This is a genomic window from Rhizobium acaciae (assembly GCF_025941625.1).
Taxonomy (GTDB): Bacteria; Pseudomonadota; Alphaproteobacteria; order Rhizobiales; family Rhizobiaceae; genus Rhizobium; species Rhizobium acaciae.
Window position 1 is genome coordinate 146,874 of the sequence record NZ_JAPCZO010000014.1, and the last position, 16,254, is coordinate 163,127.

The following is a 16,254-nucleotide window of genomic DNA, read 5'->3' on the forward strand; positions in this document are numbered from 1 at the left end:
TGTCAAAATGCGGGATGGAAACGGAATGCCTGAGGTAGAAATCTTGATGGCCGGAGCTTATCCGGAATGGGACATGGTGGATCTGGAGGCGAACTACCGCATCCATCGCCTCTGGGAAGCGACAGACCGGCAGGAGCTGATCTCCAGGGTCGGCAAGGATATCCGCGCCATAGCGACCCGCGGCGAACTCGGAGCGTCCGCAGAACTGATGGCGCAATTGCCGAAACTGGAAATCGTCTCCTGTTACGGCGTCGGCACCGACGCAATCGACTTGTCCTATGCCCGCGCCAACGGCATTCGCGTCACGAATACCCCCGATGTGCTGACCGAAGATGTCGCCGATATCGCCATCGGACTGCTGCTTGCCACGGCGAGGCAGGTCCCTCAGGCCGATGTCCTCGTCCGCTCCGGCCAGTGGGGCAGTGTCGCCATGCCGCTGGTGACCCGCGTCTCGGGCAAGAAAGTGGGGATCGCCGGCATGGGGCGGATCGGCAAGGCAATCGCCAGAAGGGCTGCTGCGTTCGGCTGCGACATCTCCTATTTCGCTCGCCATGACCACACGGATGTTGCCTATACCTACGAGCCCGACCTGATCGCGCTTGCCGATTGGGCCGATTTTCTGATCGTCATCGTCCCCGGCGGGGAGGCGACCATGAAGATCATCAATGCTGAGGTGCTTAAAGCGCTCGGCCCTAACGGCATCTTGATCAACGTCTCCCGCGGGACGACCGTCGACGAAGAGGCGCTGATCGCAGCCCTTCAAGACCGCACCATCCAGGCTGCGGGCCTTGATGTCTTCCTCAACGAACCCAAGATCGATGCCCGTTTCCTGACGTTGCAAAACGTCGTGTTGCAGCCGCATCATGGCTCCGGCACTGTCGAAACCCGCAAGGCCATGGGCCAACTGGTCAGAGACAATCTCGCTGCGCATTTTGCCGGTAGCCCGCTTCCAACTCCTGTCGTGTGAGGGTCCCGATATGAAAGCCATCGTCATTCATGCTGCCAAGGATCTGAGGATCGAAGAGCGCGAGCCGGAGGTTGCGGGCGCCGGGCAGGTGGAGATTGCCATCGAAGCCGGCGGCATCTGCGGTTCCGACCTGCATTATTACAATCATGGCGGTTTCGGCACCGTTCGCCTGCGCGAACCGATGATCCTCGGCCATGAGATCGCCGGAACGGTCAAGGCGCTTGGCTCCGGCGTCACCGACCTTGCCGTCGGAGACCGTGTCGCGGTTTCCCCAAGCCGGCCGTGCAACCATTGCCAATATTGCCTGAAAGGGCAGCAGAACCACTGCCTCAACATGCGGTTTTACGGCAGCGCCATGCCGATGCCGCATATTCAGGGCGGTTTTCGCCAGCGGCTGGTGGCAGAGCGTTGGCAGTGCCACAAGGTCGCGGACGGCATTTCCATTCACGAGGCCGCCTTTGCCGAACCCTTTGCGGTGACGCTGCATGCGGCAAACCGCGCCGGGTCGCTATTGGGCAAACGGGTGCTGGTCACCGGTTGCGGCCCCATTGGGATGTTGGCGATCGTCGCGGCGCGCGTTCTCGGCGCCCGTGAGATCGTCGCGACCGACGTGACGGACAGCGTTCTGGCAATCGCCCGCACCAGCGGCGGCGATCGAACGATCAATGTTGCCACGCATTCTGCCGACCTTGCGGCTTACAGCGCCGACAAGGGGTATTTCGATGTCATGTTCGAAGCGTCGGGCAATGAGAGGGCCGTGCGCGCAGGCCTGGAGACGCTTAAGCCCCGCGCCGTTCTCGTGCAGCTCGGCCTTGGCGGCGATGTCTCTATCCCGCAGAACATGATCGTGGCGAAGGAAATCGAGATGCGCGGCACATTCCGTTTTCACGAGGAATTTGCGCTCGCCGTCGAACTGATCAACGCGCGTCGCGTCGATCTGAAGCCGCTGTTGACAGGTGTTTTCGGGATCGAAGAGGCCGTTGCCGCCTTCGAGCTGGCGGGCGACCGCAGCAAGTCCATGAAAGTGCAGATCGCCTTCTGACCGACTGTATGATCCCTGCAGCCATTCAAAGTGTTACAGCGCCGCGCATCTGAAAAGACGCGCGGCGCTTTGGTCTCAAGCGGTCGGCGCGCCGTTCCGGTCCGTGCTTTCGCGCAAGACGACCTTATAGCCTGTCAATGTGATCTCATCGCCGGTCGCCTCGCCGGTATGGAGGGTATCCAGCAGGCGGGCGGCGGCCTGGCGACCGATGCCATAACAATCCACATTGATGGTGGTAATGCGCGGATGACAGATGGACGAGATCTCATAATCGCCGAAACCGGCAACGGCGATGTCCCGCGGAACCTTCATTCCCCTGCGCGTGCATTCCATGATGGCGCCGAAGGCGGAAAGGTCGGAGACGCAGAGAACCACTTCCGTGTCCGGCCAGCGCTCCAGCAGGCTGACGATCGCCTGGCCTCCCTGTTCCATCGTGATGGGCGGGACGCCGAAGGAAATCATCCGTCCCGGTCCGAGGCCCAGTTCTTCGACAGTTTTCTGGAAACCGCTTCGCCGCTGGCTGCCGCGCGTATCGCGCGCCGTCGTTCCGCCGATATAACCGAACTTCCGATATCCTTGACCGGCAAGTGTCCGCACCAGCAGGGACATCGCCTCACTGTTGGAAAAGCCGACGACCTGATTGATCGGATCTTCCGGAAGTTCCCAGGTCTCGACAACGGGAATGCCGGCTTTTACGAGCATCCGCCGCGCGCGCGCCGTGTGCGAGCCACCGGTCAGGATGATGCCTTCAGGGCGGCGGCGCAGCATCGCCTCGATCAGCTCTTCTTCCTTCTCCGCCGAATAGTCGGTATAGCCGAGAAGGAGCTGAAGGCCGGTATTCTGCAGCGCATCGGTCATGCCCCGCGCCGTGTCGGAAAAATTCGAATTGTTGATCGAGGGCACCAGGGCGGCGATGAAGCCGCTCCGCCTTGACGAAAGACTGCCGGCCGACAGATCGAGCACATAACCGAGCGCGTCGACGGCCTCCATGATCCGCTTTCGGGTCTCCTCGGAAACGCTCGCATCCTGACGAAAGGCACGCGAAACCGTCATGGCAGATACGCCGACATATTTGGCGACCTCCGCCATCGTCAGCTTTTGAACGTCTCCCGGCTTGAGACGCTTGTCTTTCGGCTCATCCTCGTTTTTCACTGGTCTCCGCTTTCAAACAAGCTTCCGAGTTGGGTCGTTCACGACAGGATAAAGTTATCGCTATCATCGTACAATCGATATTATTGCAGGAATGCGCCATTCCGAAGTTCAAAAACCAAGATTCCTGAGGCATTTTCGCAAAGGTCGGCAGATCGGTATCTGTACGAAGCCATTAGAACACGACTAGATGATATCGATAACAATTTTAGGGAAATGGAGGAGCACCATGTTCGGGCAAATTGACGGTACGGGGTTTGAGGTTCTCGACCCGCGTTTCGAAAGCTGCTTCGTCGGTCACGCCCGCGTCGAGCGGCTTTGGACCGGCGGCCGCTGGCTGGAGGGACCGGCCTGGTTTGCCGCCGGGCGATATCTGGTTTTTTCGGATATCCCCAACAACCGGATGATGCGCTACGACGATACCAGCGGGCATACATCGGTATTCCGCTCGCCCAGCAACAATTCGAATGGCAACACCGTCGACAATCAGGGCCGGCTGATTACCTGCGAGCATCTGACGCGCCGTGTCACGCGCACGGATTTCGACGGCAGGATCGCCGTTCTGGCCGATCGAATTGCAGGCAAGCGGTTCAATTCTCCAAACGACGTCACCGTCAAGTCCGATGGGACGGTCTGGTTCACCGACCCGAGCTACGGCATCCTCCACGACTATGAGGGCGACTATGGCGAAGAGGAAATCAGCGGATGCCACGTCTACCGGCATGATCCGGCGACAGGCACGACCGATCAGGTGACGTCCGATTTCGTCAAGCCGAACGGACTGGCCTTTTCCCCGGATGAGACGATGCTCTACATTGCCGATACCGGGGCAACGCACCTGCCCGGCGGTCCGCGTCATATCAGAAAGCTCGCCGTGTCGAGTGATGCGCGGCTGACCGATCTCGGCGTTTTCGCAGAATGTACTTCAGGTCTGTTCGATGGTTTTCGCGTCGACCGCAAAGGCAGGATATGGACGAGCGCCGGCGATGGTGTGCACGCCTATGATCCGGATGGAACACTGCTCGGCAAGATCCATATTCCTGAGGGCGTCTCCAACGTCACTTTCGGCGGAGAGAAACTGAACCGTCTCTTCATCACCGCGAGCACGTCTCTCTACGCTGTTTATCTCACCGCTAACGGATCAAGACTGGGATAATCACTCAGCAGAGGCCGCCCTTTTGGGACGGCCTCTGCTGAGCGCGGTTCTGTGCCTCTTGCCTCATCGTTGACCGAGACCGTCCGCCAGCCGAACCAGACCGAGGAAATCCGACCTGTAGCCGAAGGGATCCGCCCCTCGCGATGCCGCGGTGAGATCGGCGATCGCCTGGTAGGAATAGGCGTCGACGGCCGCGACATGGCCGAGTTTCTGGCCAAAGGCTGCGACGGCCACCGAGAAGCGGACATCCTGCGGCGCTGCATCGACGGTGGCGACCGCGTTGCCGTCGTTGACAGGCGTGGTGATGAGGGCGCTCTTGTCCTCGCCCGGCCGCTTGTAGCGCATCTTGACGAAGGCAAGCTCGCCGTGATGGGCGCTGTCGGAGGCCTCGGCCGGCACCTTATCGGCTGCGCCGTACCGCAGGTCGTCATTCATGACTGCCGGACTTCCCTTGGGCGTAATCTCGTAAATCGCCGTGACGCTGTGGCCGGAGCCGATATCGCCGGCATCGACACGGTCATTGTTGAAATCTTCGCGGTTCAGCGCCCGGGTCTCGTAGCCGATTAAGCGGTATTCGGCGATCCGTTCGGGGTTGAACTCGACCTGGAACTTGACGTCGCTGGCGATCGGAAACAGCGTCGATCCGGCCTCTTCGACCAGCGTCTTCTGCGCCTCGGCCAAGGTATCGATATAGGCGGCGCTGCCATTGCCGTTCTGGGCGAGCGTCTGCATCAGGGAATCGTTGAGATTGCCCCGTCCGAAGCCGAGAACGGTGAGGAAGATGCCGTCCTTGCGCCTCTCTTCGATGATGCGCTTCAAGTCCTCGTCGCTCGACGGACCGACATTGAAGTCGCCATCGGTCGCCAGCATCACCCGGTTGACGCCGTCCTTGACGAAGGCCTGCTTGGCAAGATCGTAGGCCGCCTCGATGCCTTCGGCGCCACCGGTCGAGCCTCCAGCCTCCAGCCTGTCGATCGCCGACAGGATCTTCGATTTCTCCGCCACGCGTGTCGGCGTCAGCACCGTGCCGGCATTGCCGGCATAGGTGACGATCGAGACGGTATCGTCGGCCTTCAGCCTGTTGACTAGAAGCCGGAAGGCGCTCTTCAGCAGCGGCAGTTTGTCCGGCTCGTCCATCGAGCCCGACACGTCGATGAGGAAGACCAGATTGGCATGCGGCGTGGTCGCCGGCGCGATGTCATAGCCCTTGATCGCCACATGCAGCAATTCCGTGTCGTGGTTCCACGGCGTCGGCATCACGGTCACGGTCGCCTTGAAAGGCTGGTCGGCACTATCAGGACCCGGCCAGTCATAGGGGAAATAATTGATCATCTCCTCGACGCGAACCGATTGCGGATCGGGCATCGCCCCGCCCGTCAACGACCGGCGGACGACGGCATAGGACGCGCTGTCGACATCGGCGGAGAAGGTCGAGACCGGATCCGTCGCGACGCTCTTGATCGGATTTGCCGCGGCATTCGCAAACCGCTCGCGATTGGGGTCGAGCTGAATCTGGACACGCCCCGCCGCAGGTGGCGCAGGCGAGGGGGCGATGGCGGCCATCGGTTCGGCCAGCTGCTGCTGGGGAGCAATACCGGGAGCAGCCGGCACAGAGCGTTTGGCGCCTCCAAGCGCCGTGGCGGAACCACGCGGCTTATTTATGAGGCCGGCGATGTCGTCAGCATTGAAATCAGATATCCGCGTCCCATGAGGTTTCGCGGCGGCTTGCTGCTCCTTGTTCTGCAAAGCTGGCGCGCTGTCAGCAGCGGGTTGCTCGGCAAGTCCGCTCGTTTCGGGGGGTGCCGGCCGGAACTGAGGCACAACCGTAATGGGTTGCGCCGGCCTGCGCGCCGATTCGTCGATTGGTTTTGGCGCCTCACTTTTCGAAAGATTGCCGGCGATCTCGGTCTGGTCGACGATCGGCAATCCGTTGCGGGTCAGCTCGATCGCGAGATAACCGGCGGCCGGAATGACCAGCAGCGTCGCAAGCGCTGAACCGGCGAGGAATTTCTTGTTCATGGCAGGGCTCCATATCCAGTTGATGATGGAGCTTTGACGCCAGCCTCTCGCGTTTCCTTGGGCTGCCGGCGCATTATTTTCTGCGGTGTCGAAGGCCTGCATCGCGGCAGTAAGCGCACGCGCACGCGCCTCCGGCGTCGCTGCCGGCGGTGTCAGGCGGGAGAGCTTTTCGAGTTCCTTGTCCACGGTCATACCTCTTCCTTGCCGAGCACGGTCTTCAGCCTGTTGCGCGCCTCATGGACCTGCCAGGACACGGTCGCTTCCGAGCAACCCATGACATCGGCGGCAGCCGAATGGCTGAGACCTTCGCCGTAAACGAGCAGCACCGCGTCGCATTGCCTTTCCGGCAAGGCGCGCACGGCGGCCCACAATTCGCTCGATAGCTCGTCGTCAGTTCCGGCCGGCGCATCCTGCTGCGGTTCGGCGGCGTAAGCACGGAATGTCTGCTCCTCTCGTGCAAGCTTGCGTCTATGGTCGCGGGCGGCGTTGAGCGTCAGAGTGTAGAGCCATGTCCTGAACCGGCTGGCGCCGCGAAAGCTGCGGATCGCCGCGCCGAGCTTGACGCAGACCTCCTGGGCGATGTCGTCGGCGTCGGTGGAACTGCCCGACCAGCGCCACGCCGTCGCATGGACGAAATCATAATGGCGCGAGACCAGTTGCCCAAAGGCCTCCCGGTCGCCGCCTTGCGCTCGTTCTATGAGCTCTTCATCCAATTCCGCACCTACCCCATGCTACCAAGCAAGATGCTATTTCGAGATTGAGACGTTTCTCGGATGGTTTTCCTTGGGTCGATGGCGAAAAAATTAACGAGAATTTTGAGTGGCGCGACATTTATGGGTCGCGGGCAGACAGATCGTCCCCGTCACAAAGGCGCATGATGAGCACAGAGTCGGCCGAGGACGTGATCTACATCGTCCCAAATCGCGAAAGGACCTCCATGTCCGCTCAACCGCCTGTCCCCACCGAAAAGGGCATTCTGCAGTTTCTCGCGATTTGCGATGCCTTTTATCCGCCAGATGCCGTTCAAGCATCGATCGAGCAGCAGCGAGATTGGTACAACGCCCTTTGCGCGCGCTTCGACCGCCCGCTGCCCCCGGAGATGATCTTTGCGGACGGCATGCTCCAGCGCATACCGATCCGGCGCTACCGTCCGCGCAAAATCAGCACGCGGACCATTCTGCTCTATCTTCACGGCGGCGGCTTCGTCGTCGGTTCGCTCGAGAGCCATCATGCCATCTGCGCCGAGATTGCCGATTTCGCCGGTGCGGAACTCGTTTCCGTCGATTACCGGCTGGCCCCGGAATATCGCTGGCCGGCACAGACGGATGATGGCTTTACCGTGTTGAAGCATCTGCTTTCCGCCAACAGCAAGGTCGTGCTGATCGGCGACAGCGCCGGCGGCAATCTGGCGGCGGGCCTTGCATTGCGCGCGCGCGACGAGGGCCTGTCCGGCGTCGTCGGCCAAGTCCTGATCTACCCGACGCTCAGCGGGAACCTCGATACGGGCTCCTATGTCGAAATGGCCGCGGCGCCAGGACTGACGACGGCGGATGTCGCCTATTATCGCGAGATGCTGCAGGCGCCGGCGGGCAATGAGATCGCCAGGCCGCTGCAGGCATCTTCGCTTGCCGGGCTGCCGCCGACCTTCATCACGGTCGCCTATTTCGATCCCCTCCGAGACGACGGCCGGCACTATGCAGCCCGGCTTGCCGAGGAGGGCGTCGAAGTCTGGTTCCGGGAGGAGCCGCAGATGGTGCATGCCTGGCTGCGCGCCCGCCACATAAGCGATGGCGCACGCGACGGCTTCCGCGCCGTCAGCGAGGCCATAAGGCGTTTCGCAGCGGCTTAGCTAACGATCACATCAGGTCGCGCGCGATCCGCTTTTCGGCAAAGACCTTTTCGAAGATCTGCACGTCATCCTCGAAGGCGGTGACGACAGCGCTGATGACCCAATCGGTCCCGGTGCAGGCAATGCGCGCGGTCGCCACCGTGCGGGCGAACCAGCCGGGGCGGCGCATGTCGCAGGTCCAGGTCGAGGCCCCGGTCATCGACAGCGGATTATCGGGTGAAATCGACCAGACTTCTTCCCGCAATTGCCGGGTCGAGAGACCTGTCTCAGGGTGTTCGGTGAGCCCGGTATCCTCGTGGATGTGATAGTCCGTCCGGGCGGCCGAGAGGTCGCGGACGACCTGCCGCTTCGTTACGGCACCCGCGTGCTCAATGTATTTCGGCAGCGGATCGGGATTGGTCGGTTCCTTGATGTCGATCCTCCCGTGCTCGCCGAGCATCGGCAGCCCCAGGCCGAGTGCCGCGATATCGATGTCGATGCCTTCGTCATCAGGCGGCGGCAGGATCATCGGCCAATATGCGGTGGACAACGAAAGACGGATGCGGTGCCCCTTACGAAAGCGATAACCGCAGGCGTCGAGCACCAGCCGGATCGGCACCGTCTCACCCGGGGTCAGCGGCTTGGGATCTGCATTGCCGTCCCGGTGGGTAAGATTGACGACGCCGAAGGCGACACGCGTTGCCGTGCCATCCGGATGGACATCGACGAGCCGGGCACAGAGATTTCCGCTTGCCGCCCGGGAGCGCAGCGCAAGCGTGAGCACGGGCCGGCCGAGATAGTCGTAATCGCCAGCAAGCGGCATCGTATCGAAGACCAGCGAGCCGGCATCGTCCAAGCGTTGATCGATCGCCATTTCGGCGTCGGGTTTCAGCGTGAAATATTCACCCGATGCCGTCCCGGTGTCGAGCGGAGAGCGGAGATAGACGGCATGTTCGGGCGCGTGCGGGATTGGCATGCCTTCCGTCAGCTTGCCGAACTGCTCGACATAGAAGCATTGCATCCGCGGCGGCGACCAGACGTCCTTGGCGACCCAGAAACCGGGATCGCTGTCGCGGCGCGGGGCAGGGCGGATGGCATCGAGAATATAGGCCCGGGCCTGCGGCAGCCTGTCGATCCCATTGTGCTCGTCCCGCAGCCATTTGTTCCACCAGGCAATCGCCTCGCCATGGAAATCGGTCCGCGGCTTCGGCCAGGCGAAATGCGGATATTTATGGACCCAGGGACCGATCAGCGCCTTCGCCTTGTCGCCCAGGCCTTCGACCGCCATCAGAGGGGTATTGCGGTAGCCGTCAGCCCAGCCGGCGATCACCAGCGTCGGGATTTCCACGCTCGAAAAATCCTCTGAGATCGAACCATGACGCCAGAAATCGTCGCGCCGCTGATGGGCCAGCCACTCCTCCATGAAGAAGGGTTCGCTTGCCAGGCGTTCCAGCCACATTTCCTTCCAGCGCTCGCCGACAAGCGCGGGATCGGGCGGCCGCGACTGGTAGCCGAGCATCGTCGCCGCCCATGAGAGCTGAGCGGAGAGATGGCAGCCGTTCTTGTAGTGGATGTCATCATTGTAACGGTCGACGGTCGAGGCGATCGAGATGACGGCCTTCAGTGCCGGCGGGCGCAATGCTGCAACCTGCAGGCTGTTGAATCCGCCCCAGGAGATGCCCATCATGCCGACCGCGCCGTTCGACCATGGCTGCGAGGCAATCCAGGCGATCAGCTCGCAGGCATTGGCAAGCTCGCTTTCGGTATATTCGCCGTCGATGACGCCGTCGGATTCTCCGGATCCGCGGATATCGACACGCACGCCGGCAATGCCTGATGCCGCGAATACCGGATAGGTCGACTCGTCCCGCAGACTGGTTCCGTCCCGCTTGCGATAGGGCAGGAATTCGAAAACGGCGGGAACGGGATCTTCGCTAGCGCCATCCGGCATCCAGATGCGCGCGGCAAGCCGCGTCCCATCCTTCAGTATAATCCATTCATTCTCGATGGTGGTGAAGCCGCGCGAGGTCATGCTCATTCCTTGATGCACATTCAGTTGCCGGCGCTTTCCATGCGTCGAGTGGCGAGCACGCGTTCCAGCCAGCCGATTTCCATTTCCGGCACGGATTTCAACAGCAGATCGGTGTAGTCGTCAAAGGGCGGCGACAGCGCCGTCGATTTCGGGCCGAACCGCACCAGCTTGCCACGATGCATCACCGCCACGCTGTCGGCAATCGCCCGGACGATCGCGATGTCGTGGGTGATGAAGACGTAAGACAGCTGCTCTTCTTCCTGCAGGCGCAGGAGCAGCTTGAGGATGCCCTCCGCCACCAGCGGATCAAGCGCCGAGGTCGGCTCGTCGCAGAGGATGAGTTCAGGCTTGGCGGCAAGCGCTCTTGCTATCGCCACGCGCTGCTTCTGGCCGCCCGATAGTTCGGCCGGGTAGCGGTCGACGAAGCCCTTGCCCATCTCGATCTGATCGAGCAGTTCCTTCACCCGGGCGGTCTTCTCGGCACCTCTCAGGCCATAATAGAAGGTCAGCGGGCGGCCGATGATGTCGCGTACCGTCTGGCGTGGGTTCATCGCCGTGTCGGCCATCTGGTAAATCAACTGGATGCGCCTCAGATCGTCGTTCGGCCGGCTCTTCAGGCCCGGCATCAGCGGCTTGCCGTCAAAGACGATGCGCCCGCTGCTCGGCGGCAACAGGCCGGTAATGACGCGCGCCAGGGTGGATTTGCCGGAACCGGATTCGCCGACGACCGCGAGTGTCTGCCCCTTCGGCACGTGCAGCGTGACATCGTGCAGCACTTTGAAGCCGTTGGAATATTCGGCACTGATATTTTCCACCTTGAGAAGTGCCGTGGACTGGTCGGCGGCTTCCTCGCGGTAGGCCTGCCTGACATTGACGAGGGCGCGGGTATAGTCCTCCCGCGGCGCCTCGATGATCTGCTGGACACTGCCATATTCTACCTGCTTGCCATAACGCAGGACCATGATGTCGTCCGAAATCTGGGCGACGACGGCAAGGTCGTGGGTGATGTAGAGGGCGGCCGTGTGCGTTTCCTCGATGGCATGCTTGATCGCCGCCAGCACGTCGATCTGCGTGGTGACGTCAAGCGCTGTCGTCGGCTCGTCGAAGACGATCAGTTCGGGATTGGAGCAGAGCGCCATCGCCGTCATCGCCCGCTGCAGCTGGCCGCCGGAGACCTGATGGGGAAAGCGCTCGCCGAAGGTTTCGGGATTGGGCAGGCCGAGAACCCCGAACAGATAAAGCGCCCGTTTTCGCGCCTCGTCCTTGCTCATCAAACCATGCTTGATCGAGGCTTCGATCACCTGATCGCCGAGTCTGTGGGCCGGATTGAAGGCGGCCGCCGCCGATTGGGCGACGTAGCAGACCCGCGCGCCGCGAATTTTACGGATGCCGTTCTTGCCGAGCGGCAGGATATCGACGCCGTCGAGCAGGACCTCGCCGCCGGTGATTTCGGCGCCACCCCGGCCGTAGGCGAGCGCGGAAAGGCCGATCGTCGACTTGCCGGCGCCCGATTCCCCGATCAGGCCGAGGACCTTGCCCTTCTGCAGGTCGAAGGAAACCCCGTCGACGATCGTCACTCGCTTCGGCGGTTCGCCCGGCGGATAGCTGGTTGCTTCGATCTTCAGATTGCGAACGGAAAGAAGCTCAGGCATCGCCGCGCCCTCCCTTGAGGCTGGATGTGCGTTTCAGGAGCCAGTCGACGACAAGATTGACGCAGACGGCAAGTGTCGCGATCGCCGTGCCCGGCACCAGCGCTGCCGAGATGCCGAAGATGATGCCGTCCTTGTTGTCCTTGACCATGCCGCCCCAATCGGCCGCAGGCGGCTGAATGCCGAGGCCGAGGAAGGAAAGCGTCGAGAGGAACAGGATCGAGAAGGCGAAGCGCAGCCCGAATTCGGCCAGCAGAGGCGACAGCGTGTTCGGCAGGATTTCGCGGAAGATAATCCAGAGCTTGCCTTCGCCGCGCAGCGTCGCCGCCTCGACGAATTCCATCACCGCGACATCAAGCGCCACGGCACGGCCGAGACGATAGACGCGGGTGGAATCGAGGATCGCCATGACAAGGATCAGCACGACCATGTTTTGCGGCAGCACCGCCAGGACCACGAGTGCGAAGATCAGCGTCGGGATCGACATCATCAAATCGTTGAAGCGTGAGAGGACGGTGTCGACCACGCCGCGCGAAACGGCGGCGGTGAAGCTGAGGATGATGCCGAGCGAGAAGGAGATGACGGTGGCGGCGGACGCGACCAGCAACGTCGTGCGTGCGCCGTAGATCAGCCGCGAGAAGATGTCGCGGCCGAGATTGTCGAGACCGAAGATATATTGATTATCCGGCAACTGCCAGACGTCGCCGACGACCTGCGTCTCGCCATAGGGGGCGAGCCAGGGGGCGAAGATAGCAAAGATGAAGGCGATGGCGATGCCGGCCATGCCGATCCAGGCGGTGATGGGGATGTCTCTCAATCTCATCGCGGATGCCTCAGCCTGGGATTGGCGATAATCGCCAGAATATCGGCCGTCATGTTGAGGAAGATGTAGACAGCCGCGAAGATCAGGCCGCAGGCCTGAACGACAGGCATGTCGCGCACGGTGACCGCATCGACCATATACTGCCCCATGCCGGGATAGACGAAGACCACTTCGACGACGACGACGCCGACCACGAGATAGGCAAGCGTCAATGCGATGACGTTGATGATCGGCGCGAGCGCATTGGGGGCGGCATGCTTGACGATCGAGCGGAAGGCGCCAAGACCTTTCAGCTCTGCGGTCTCCATATAGGCCGACGACATGACGGAGAGGATTGCCGCCCGCGTCATGCGCATCATATGCGCGAGTACGACGAGCACGAGGGTCGCCGTCGGCAGCGCGATTGCTTTCAATCGCTCGACGAAACCCATGCTGTCATAGACCGTCGCCGGAAAGGTCGCCACGCCGAATTTCACTGCGAAGAACAGGATCAGCAGGTAGCCGACGAAGAATTCCGGCAGCGAGATCGCCGCAAGCGAGATGACGTTGATGATCTTATCCGGCAGGCGATTGCGGAAATGCACCGACAGCATGCCGAGGCCAACGGCGAGCGGCACCGATATCACGGCCGCGAAACCCGCCAGGAAGAGCGAATTGCCAAGGCGCTTGCCGATCTGTTCGCTCACCGAATTCTTGCTGGCCCAGGAGGTGCCGAAGTCACCCTGGACGGCGTTGCCGAGCCACTCGACGTAGCGCGTCGTGATCGGGCGGTTCAGCCCGAGATCCTGGCGAATATTGGCAACGGCCTGCGGTGTCGCCGACTGCCCGAGATAGGTGGTGGCAAAATCGCCGGGCAGGGCTTCCAGACCGCCGAAGATCACGATGGAAACGGCAAAGAGCAGGACGATACTGAGCACGAAGCGCTCGAGGATAAGGGCAAGCAGCGGAAAACGCTGCCGGAACCCGAGGCCGGGCAAGATGCTTGGGGCAGGATTGGTCATGGCGAGGACCTCGCGCTAAAACGTCGGGAGGACCGCGGGTTTTCATCCCACGGTCCAGGCTTCGTTGGAGATCGGAGGGGCAAACGCCCCCATGTCCTCAGGCGTCCAGCCAGACGCGGGTCGCGACGTAACCGTTCGACATGTCGTTGCCGACGTCGTGGACATAACCCTTCACCTGCTTGGTGGAGGCGTTCACGAAATCGTTGAACATCGGCAGGATTACCCCACCTTCGTCGCGCACCGTCATCGCCATGGTGCGATACATGTCCTTGCGCTTGGCTTCGTCAAGTTCGGAGCGGGCCTCCAGCAGCAGCTTGTCGAAGTCAGGACGCTTGAACTTGGTGTCATTCCAGACCGCCGTTGAGAGATAGGCGGTAGAATACATCTGGTCCTGGGTCGGGCGGCCACCCCAGTAGGAAGTCGAGAAGGGCTGGACGTTCCAGACGTTGGTCCAGTAGCCGTCACCCGGTTCGCGCTTGACCTCAATCTCGATGCCGGCCTTCTTGCAGCTTTCCTGATAGAGGACGGCCGCATCGACGCCACCGGGGAAGGCGACTTCGGAGGTACGCAGGAGCACCGAACCACTATGGCCCGACTTCTTGTAGTGGAAGGCGGCCTTGTCGGGATCGTAAACGCGCTGCTCGATGCCTTCGGGGAAGAGGGCATAGGTGCTGTTGATCGGGAAGTCGTTGCCGACCTTGCCGTAACCCCCGAGGATCTTCTCCACCATGGCCTCACGGTCCATGGCGTATTTAAGGGCGAGGCGCAGGTCGTTGTTGTCGAACGGCGCCGTGTCGCAGTGCATGATGAAGACGTAGTGGCCGCGGCCGGCAGTCGAGAGGATCTCGACGTTGGGGGCGCGCTTCAGCAGATTGACGGTCTTCGGGTCGACGCGGTTGATGTAGTGCACTTGGCCGGACGACAGGGCCGCGATGCGGGCGGTCGCATCGTTCATACCGATGATTTCAATCGAATCGACATAACCCCGGTCGGTGCGCCAGTCGTCCTTGTTTCTTTCGAAGGTGGCGCGGACGCCGGGCTCGAAGCTCGTCATCTTGTAGGGGCCGGTGCCGATCGAAGCCAGCGGATCATCGACGCCGCCGTTCGGCTGGATGACCAGGTGGTAGTCCGACAGCAGCAGCGGCATGTCGGCATTGCCTTCGCTGAGCGTCAGCACGAGATTGCCGCCGTCGGCCTTGATCTCCTTGATCGAGCCGAGAACACCGAGCGCACCGGATTCCGACTTCGCATCGGTGTGGCGCTTCAGCGTCGCAACAACGTCGTCGATCGTCAGTTCCTTGCCATCGTGGAACTTGACTCCCTTGCGGATCTTGAAGGTCCAGGTGACAGCGTCCTTCGACGGCTCCCAGGATTCGGCGAGCGACGGCACGGCCGCACCCGTCAGCGGATCGGATTCGACCAGCATGTCGCCCCAGCAGCGGCCAATGCAGAACATGACCTGCGACAGGAATTTCGCCGGGTCCTTGGAATCGGTGGCCGCACCGCCTTCAAGGCCGAGCTTCAGGTGGCCGCCGCGCTTCGGTTCGGCGGCTTCGGCGCTATCGGTAAAGAGCTTGTCGGCGACGGCAAGTGTGATGCCCGCCGCCATGGCGCGTCCCATGAATTCGCGGCGGCTGAGCCCGCCGGCGGTGACACGGCTTGCGAGATATTTCGTGTAGTCGTTCATTCCCCAGTTCCTTCTTTATGGTGCGTTGACAGAACTTCCGGGCAGGTCCGCAGGCGGTTTCCTCTCCACCTCCGGTGCCCGCATCATGCGGGAAAACAGCGCGGTTGCTGCCGCCTGGTTATTTTCCTTTCCAAATGGGGCTTCGCTTCTCGGCGAAGGCCCGTGCGCCTTCCAATTGGTCCTCGCTCGAATAGAGTCTGTCGACCGTCGCAAACTGCCGCTTGGTGATCTTGTTCATGGCAGTCTGGAACGTCGCCCCCTCCGCTTCGCGCACGATTTCCTTGATGGCCGCATAGACGAGCGGCGGCCCGCTCTCGAGCAGCCGGGCAAGCTCCCATGCTCTCTCCATCAGCCTGTCGGCCGGCAGGACCTCGTTGACGAAACCCCAGCGATGCGCCTCGTGAACGTCGAGCCAGCGCCCGGTCAAAAGCATGTCCATGGCGATGTGGTATGGGATGCGTTTCGGCAGCTTGATGGAAGCCGCGTCGGCAACCGTGCCCGAGCGGATTTCCGGCAGAGCAAAGGTCGCATGCTCGGCGGCGAGGATCAGGTCGGTCGACAGCGCGATCTCCAGCCCGCCACCGCAACAGATACCGTTGACCGCCGAGATGACAGGCTTGTTGAGGTCGCGCAGTTCCTGCAGCCCGCCGAAGCCGCCCACACCGTAGTCTCCGTCGACCGCATCGCCTGATGCCGCCGCCTTGAGATCCCATCCGGCACAGAAAAACTTCTCGCCGGCGCCCGACACGATAGCGACACGCAATGCCGGATCGTCGCGGAAATCTCGGAAGATCACCCCCAGGGCACGGCTGGTCGTAAGGTCGATGGCATTCGCCTTCGGCCGATCGATGACGACTTCGAGCACTCCGCCGTCATGTCGTGTGCGAATGGGATCGCTCAA

General features: G+C 61.8%; 13 protein-coding genes. 4 read left to right on the top strand and 9 right to left on the bottom strand.

Annotated features, from left to right (window positions below; genetic code table 11):
• The first annotated feature begins 25 nt into the window (after positions 1–25).
• Positions 26–967 carry a 2-hydroxyacid dehydrogenase gene (locus OLZ32_RS22625; protein WP_017992551.1) on the top strand — a complete coding sequence of 314 codons (942 nt, stop codon included), beginning with the start codon at positions 26–28 and terminating at the stop codon, positions 965–967.
• A 10-nt stretch (positions 968–977) separates the two neighbouring features.
• The gene (locus OLZ32_RS22630) at positions 978–2,009 is read left to right on the top strand and encodes an L-idonate 5-dehydrogenase (protein ID WP_264422694.1); all 1,032 of its coding nucleotides are present in this window, start codon (positions 978–980) and stop codon (positions 2,007–2,009) included.
• Between the two features lie 75 nt (positions 2,010–2,084).
• Here the strand turns inward: OLZ32_RS22630 and OLZ32_RS22635 are convergent, their stop codons facing one another.
• On the bottom strand, positions 2,085–3,161 hold the full coding sequence (locus OLZ32_RS22635) for a LacI family DNA-binding transcriptional regulator (RefSeq protein ID WP_003538476.1): 1,077 nt from the start codon (positions 3,159–3,161) through the stop codon (positions 2,085–2,087).
• A gap of 226 nt (positions 3,162–3,387) precedes the next feature.
• Between OLZ32_RS22635 and OLZ32_RS22640 the strand changes: the two genes are divergently transcribed.
• Complete coding sequence (locus OLZ32_RS22640) at positions 3,388–4,314, top strand: SMP-30/gluconolactonase/LRE family protein (RefSeq protein WP_264422716.1); 927 nt, start codon at positions 3,388–3,390, stop codon at positions 4,312–4,314.
• Positions 4,315–4,377: 63 nt separating this feature from the next.
• Here the strand turns inward: OLZ32_RS22640 and OLZ32_RS22645 are convergent, their stop codons facing one another.
• Together OLZ32_RS22645 and OLZ32_RS22650 are read right to left on the bottom strand one after the other, a co-directional pair.
• Positions 4,378–6,525, bottom strand: a complete 2,148-nt coding sequence (locus OLZ32_RS22645; protein WP_264422718.1) for a vWA domain-containing protein — start codon at positions 6,523–6,525, stop codon at positions 4,378–4,380.
• The gene (locus OLZ32_RS22650) at positions 6,522–7,046 is read right to left on the bottom strand and encodes an RNA polymerase sigma factor (RefSeq protein ID WP_264422720.1); all 525 of its coding nucleotides are present in this window, start codon (positions 7,044–7,046) and stop codon (positions 6,522–6,524) included. The genes OLZ32_RS22645 and OLZ32_RS22650 overlap by 4 nt, the downstream gene beginning before the upstream one ends.
• Positions 7,047–7,270: 224 nt before the next feature.
• Here OLZ32_RS22650 and OLZ32_RS22655 point away from each other — a divergent pair, with 224 nt between their 5' ends.
• Positions 7,271–8,182 carry an alpha/beta hydrolase gene (locus OLZ32_RS22655; protein ID WP_264422851.1) on the top strand — a complete coding sequence of 304 codons (912 nt, stop codon included), beginning with the start codon at positions 7,271–7,273 and terminating at the stop codon, positions 8,180–8,182.
• Positions 8,183–8,189: 7 nt separating this feature from the next.
• Here OLZ32_RS22655 and OLZ32_RS22660 read toward each other — a convergent pair whose 3' ends face one another.
• From OLZ32_RS22660 to OLZ32_RS22685, 6 genes are all read right to left on the bottom strand, one after another.
• Positions 8,190–10,193: a CocE/NonD family hydrolase gene (locus OLZ32_RS22660; protein ID WP_264422722.1), complete on the bottom strand. Its 2,004-nt coding sequence runs from the start codon at positions 10,191–10,193 to the stop codon at positions 8,190–8,192.
• Positions 10,194–10,213: 20 nt separating this feature from the next.
• Positions 10,214–11,845: an ABC transporter ATP-binding protein gene (locus OLZ32_RS22665; RefSeq protein WP_264422724.1), complete on the bottom strand. Its 1,632-nt coding sequence runs from the start codon at positions 11,843–11,845 to the stop codon at positions 10,214–10,216.
• A complete protein-coding gene (locus OLZ32_RS22670) occupies positions 11,838–12,665 on the bottom strand; it encodes an ABC transporter permease (RefSeq protein ID WP_003538488.1) in 828 nt (275 codons plus the stop codon). The genes OLZ32_RS22665 and OLZ32_RS22670 overlap by 8 nt, the downstream gene beginning before the upstream one ends.
• Positions 12,662–13,666 carry an ABC transporter permease gene (locus OLZ32_RS22675; RefSeq protein WP_164069680.1) on the bottom strand — a complete coding sequence of 335 codons (1,005 nt, stop codon included), beginning with the start codon at positions 13,664–13,666 and terminating at the stop codon, positions 12,662–12,664. The genes OLZ32_RS22670 and OLZ32_RS22675 overlap by 4 nt, the downstream gene beginning before the upstream one ends.
• Before the next feature lie 97 nt (positions 13,667–13,763).
• The gene (locus OLZ32_RS22680) at positions 13,764–15,353 is read right to left on the bottom strand and encodes an ABC transporter substrate-binding protein (protein WP_264422728.1); all 1,590 of its coding nucleotides are present in this window, start codon (positions 15,351–15,353) and stop codon (positions 13,764–13,766) included.
• A 118-nt stretch (positions 15,354–15,471) separates the two neighbouring features.
• Entirely contained in the window at positions 15,472–16,254 is a 783-nt protein-coding gene (locus OLZ32_RS22685) for a carnitinyl-CoA dehydratase (protein WP_264422730.1), read from the bottom strand.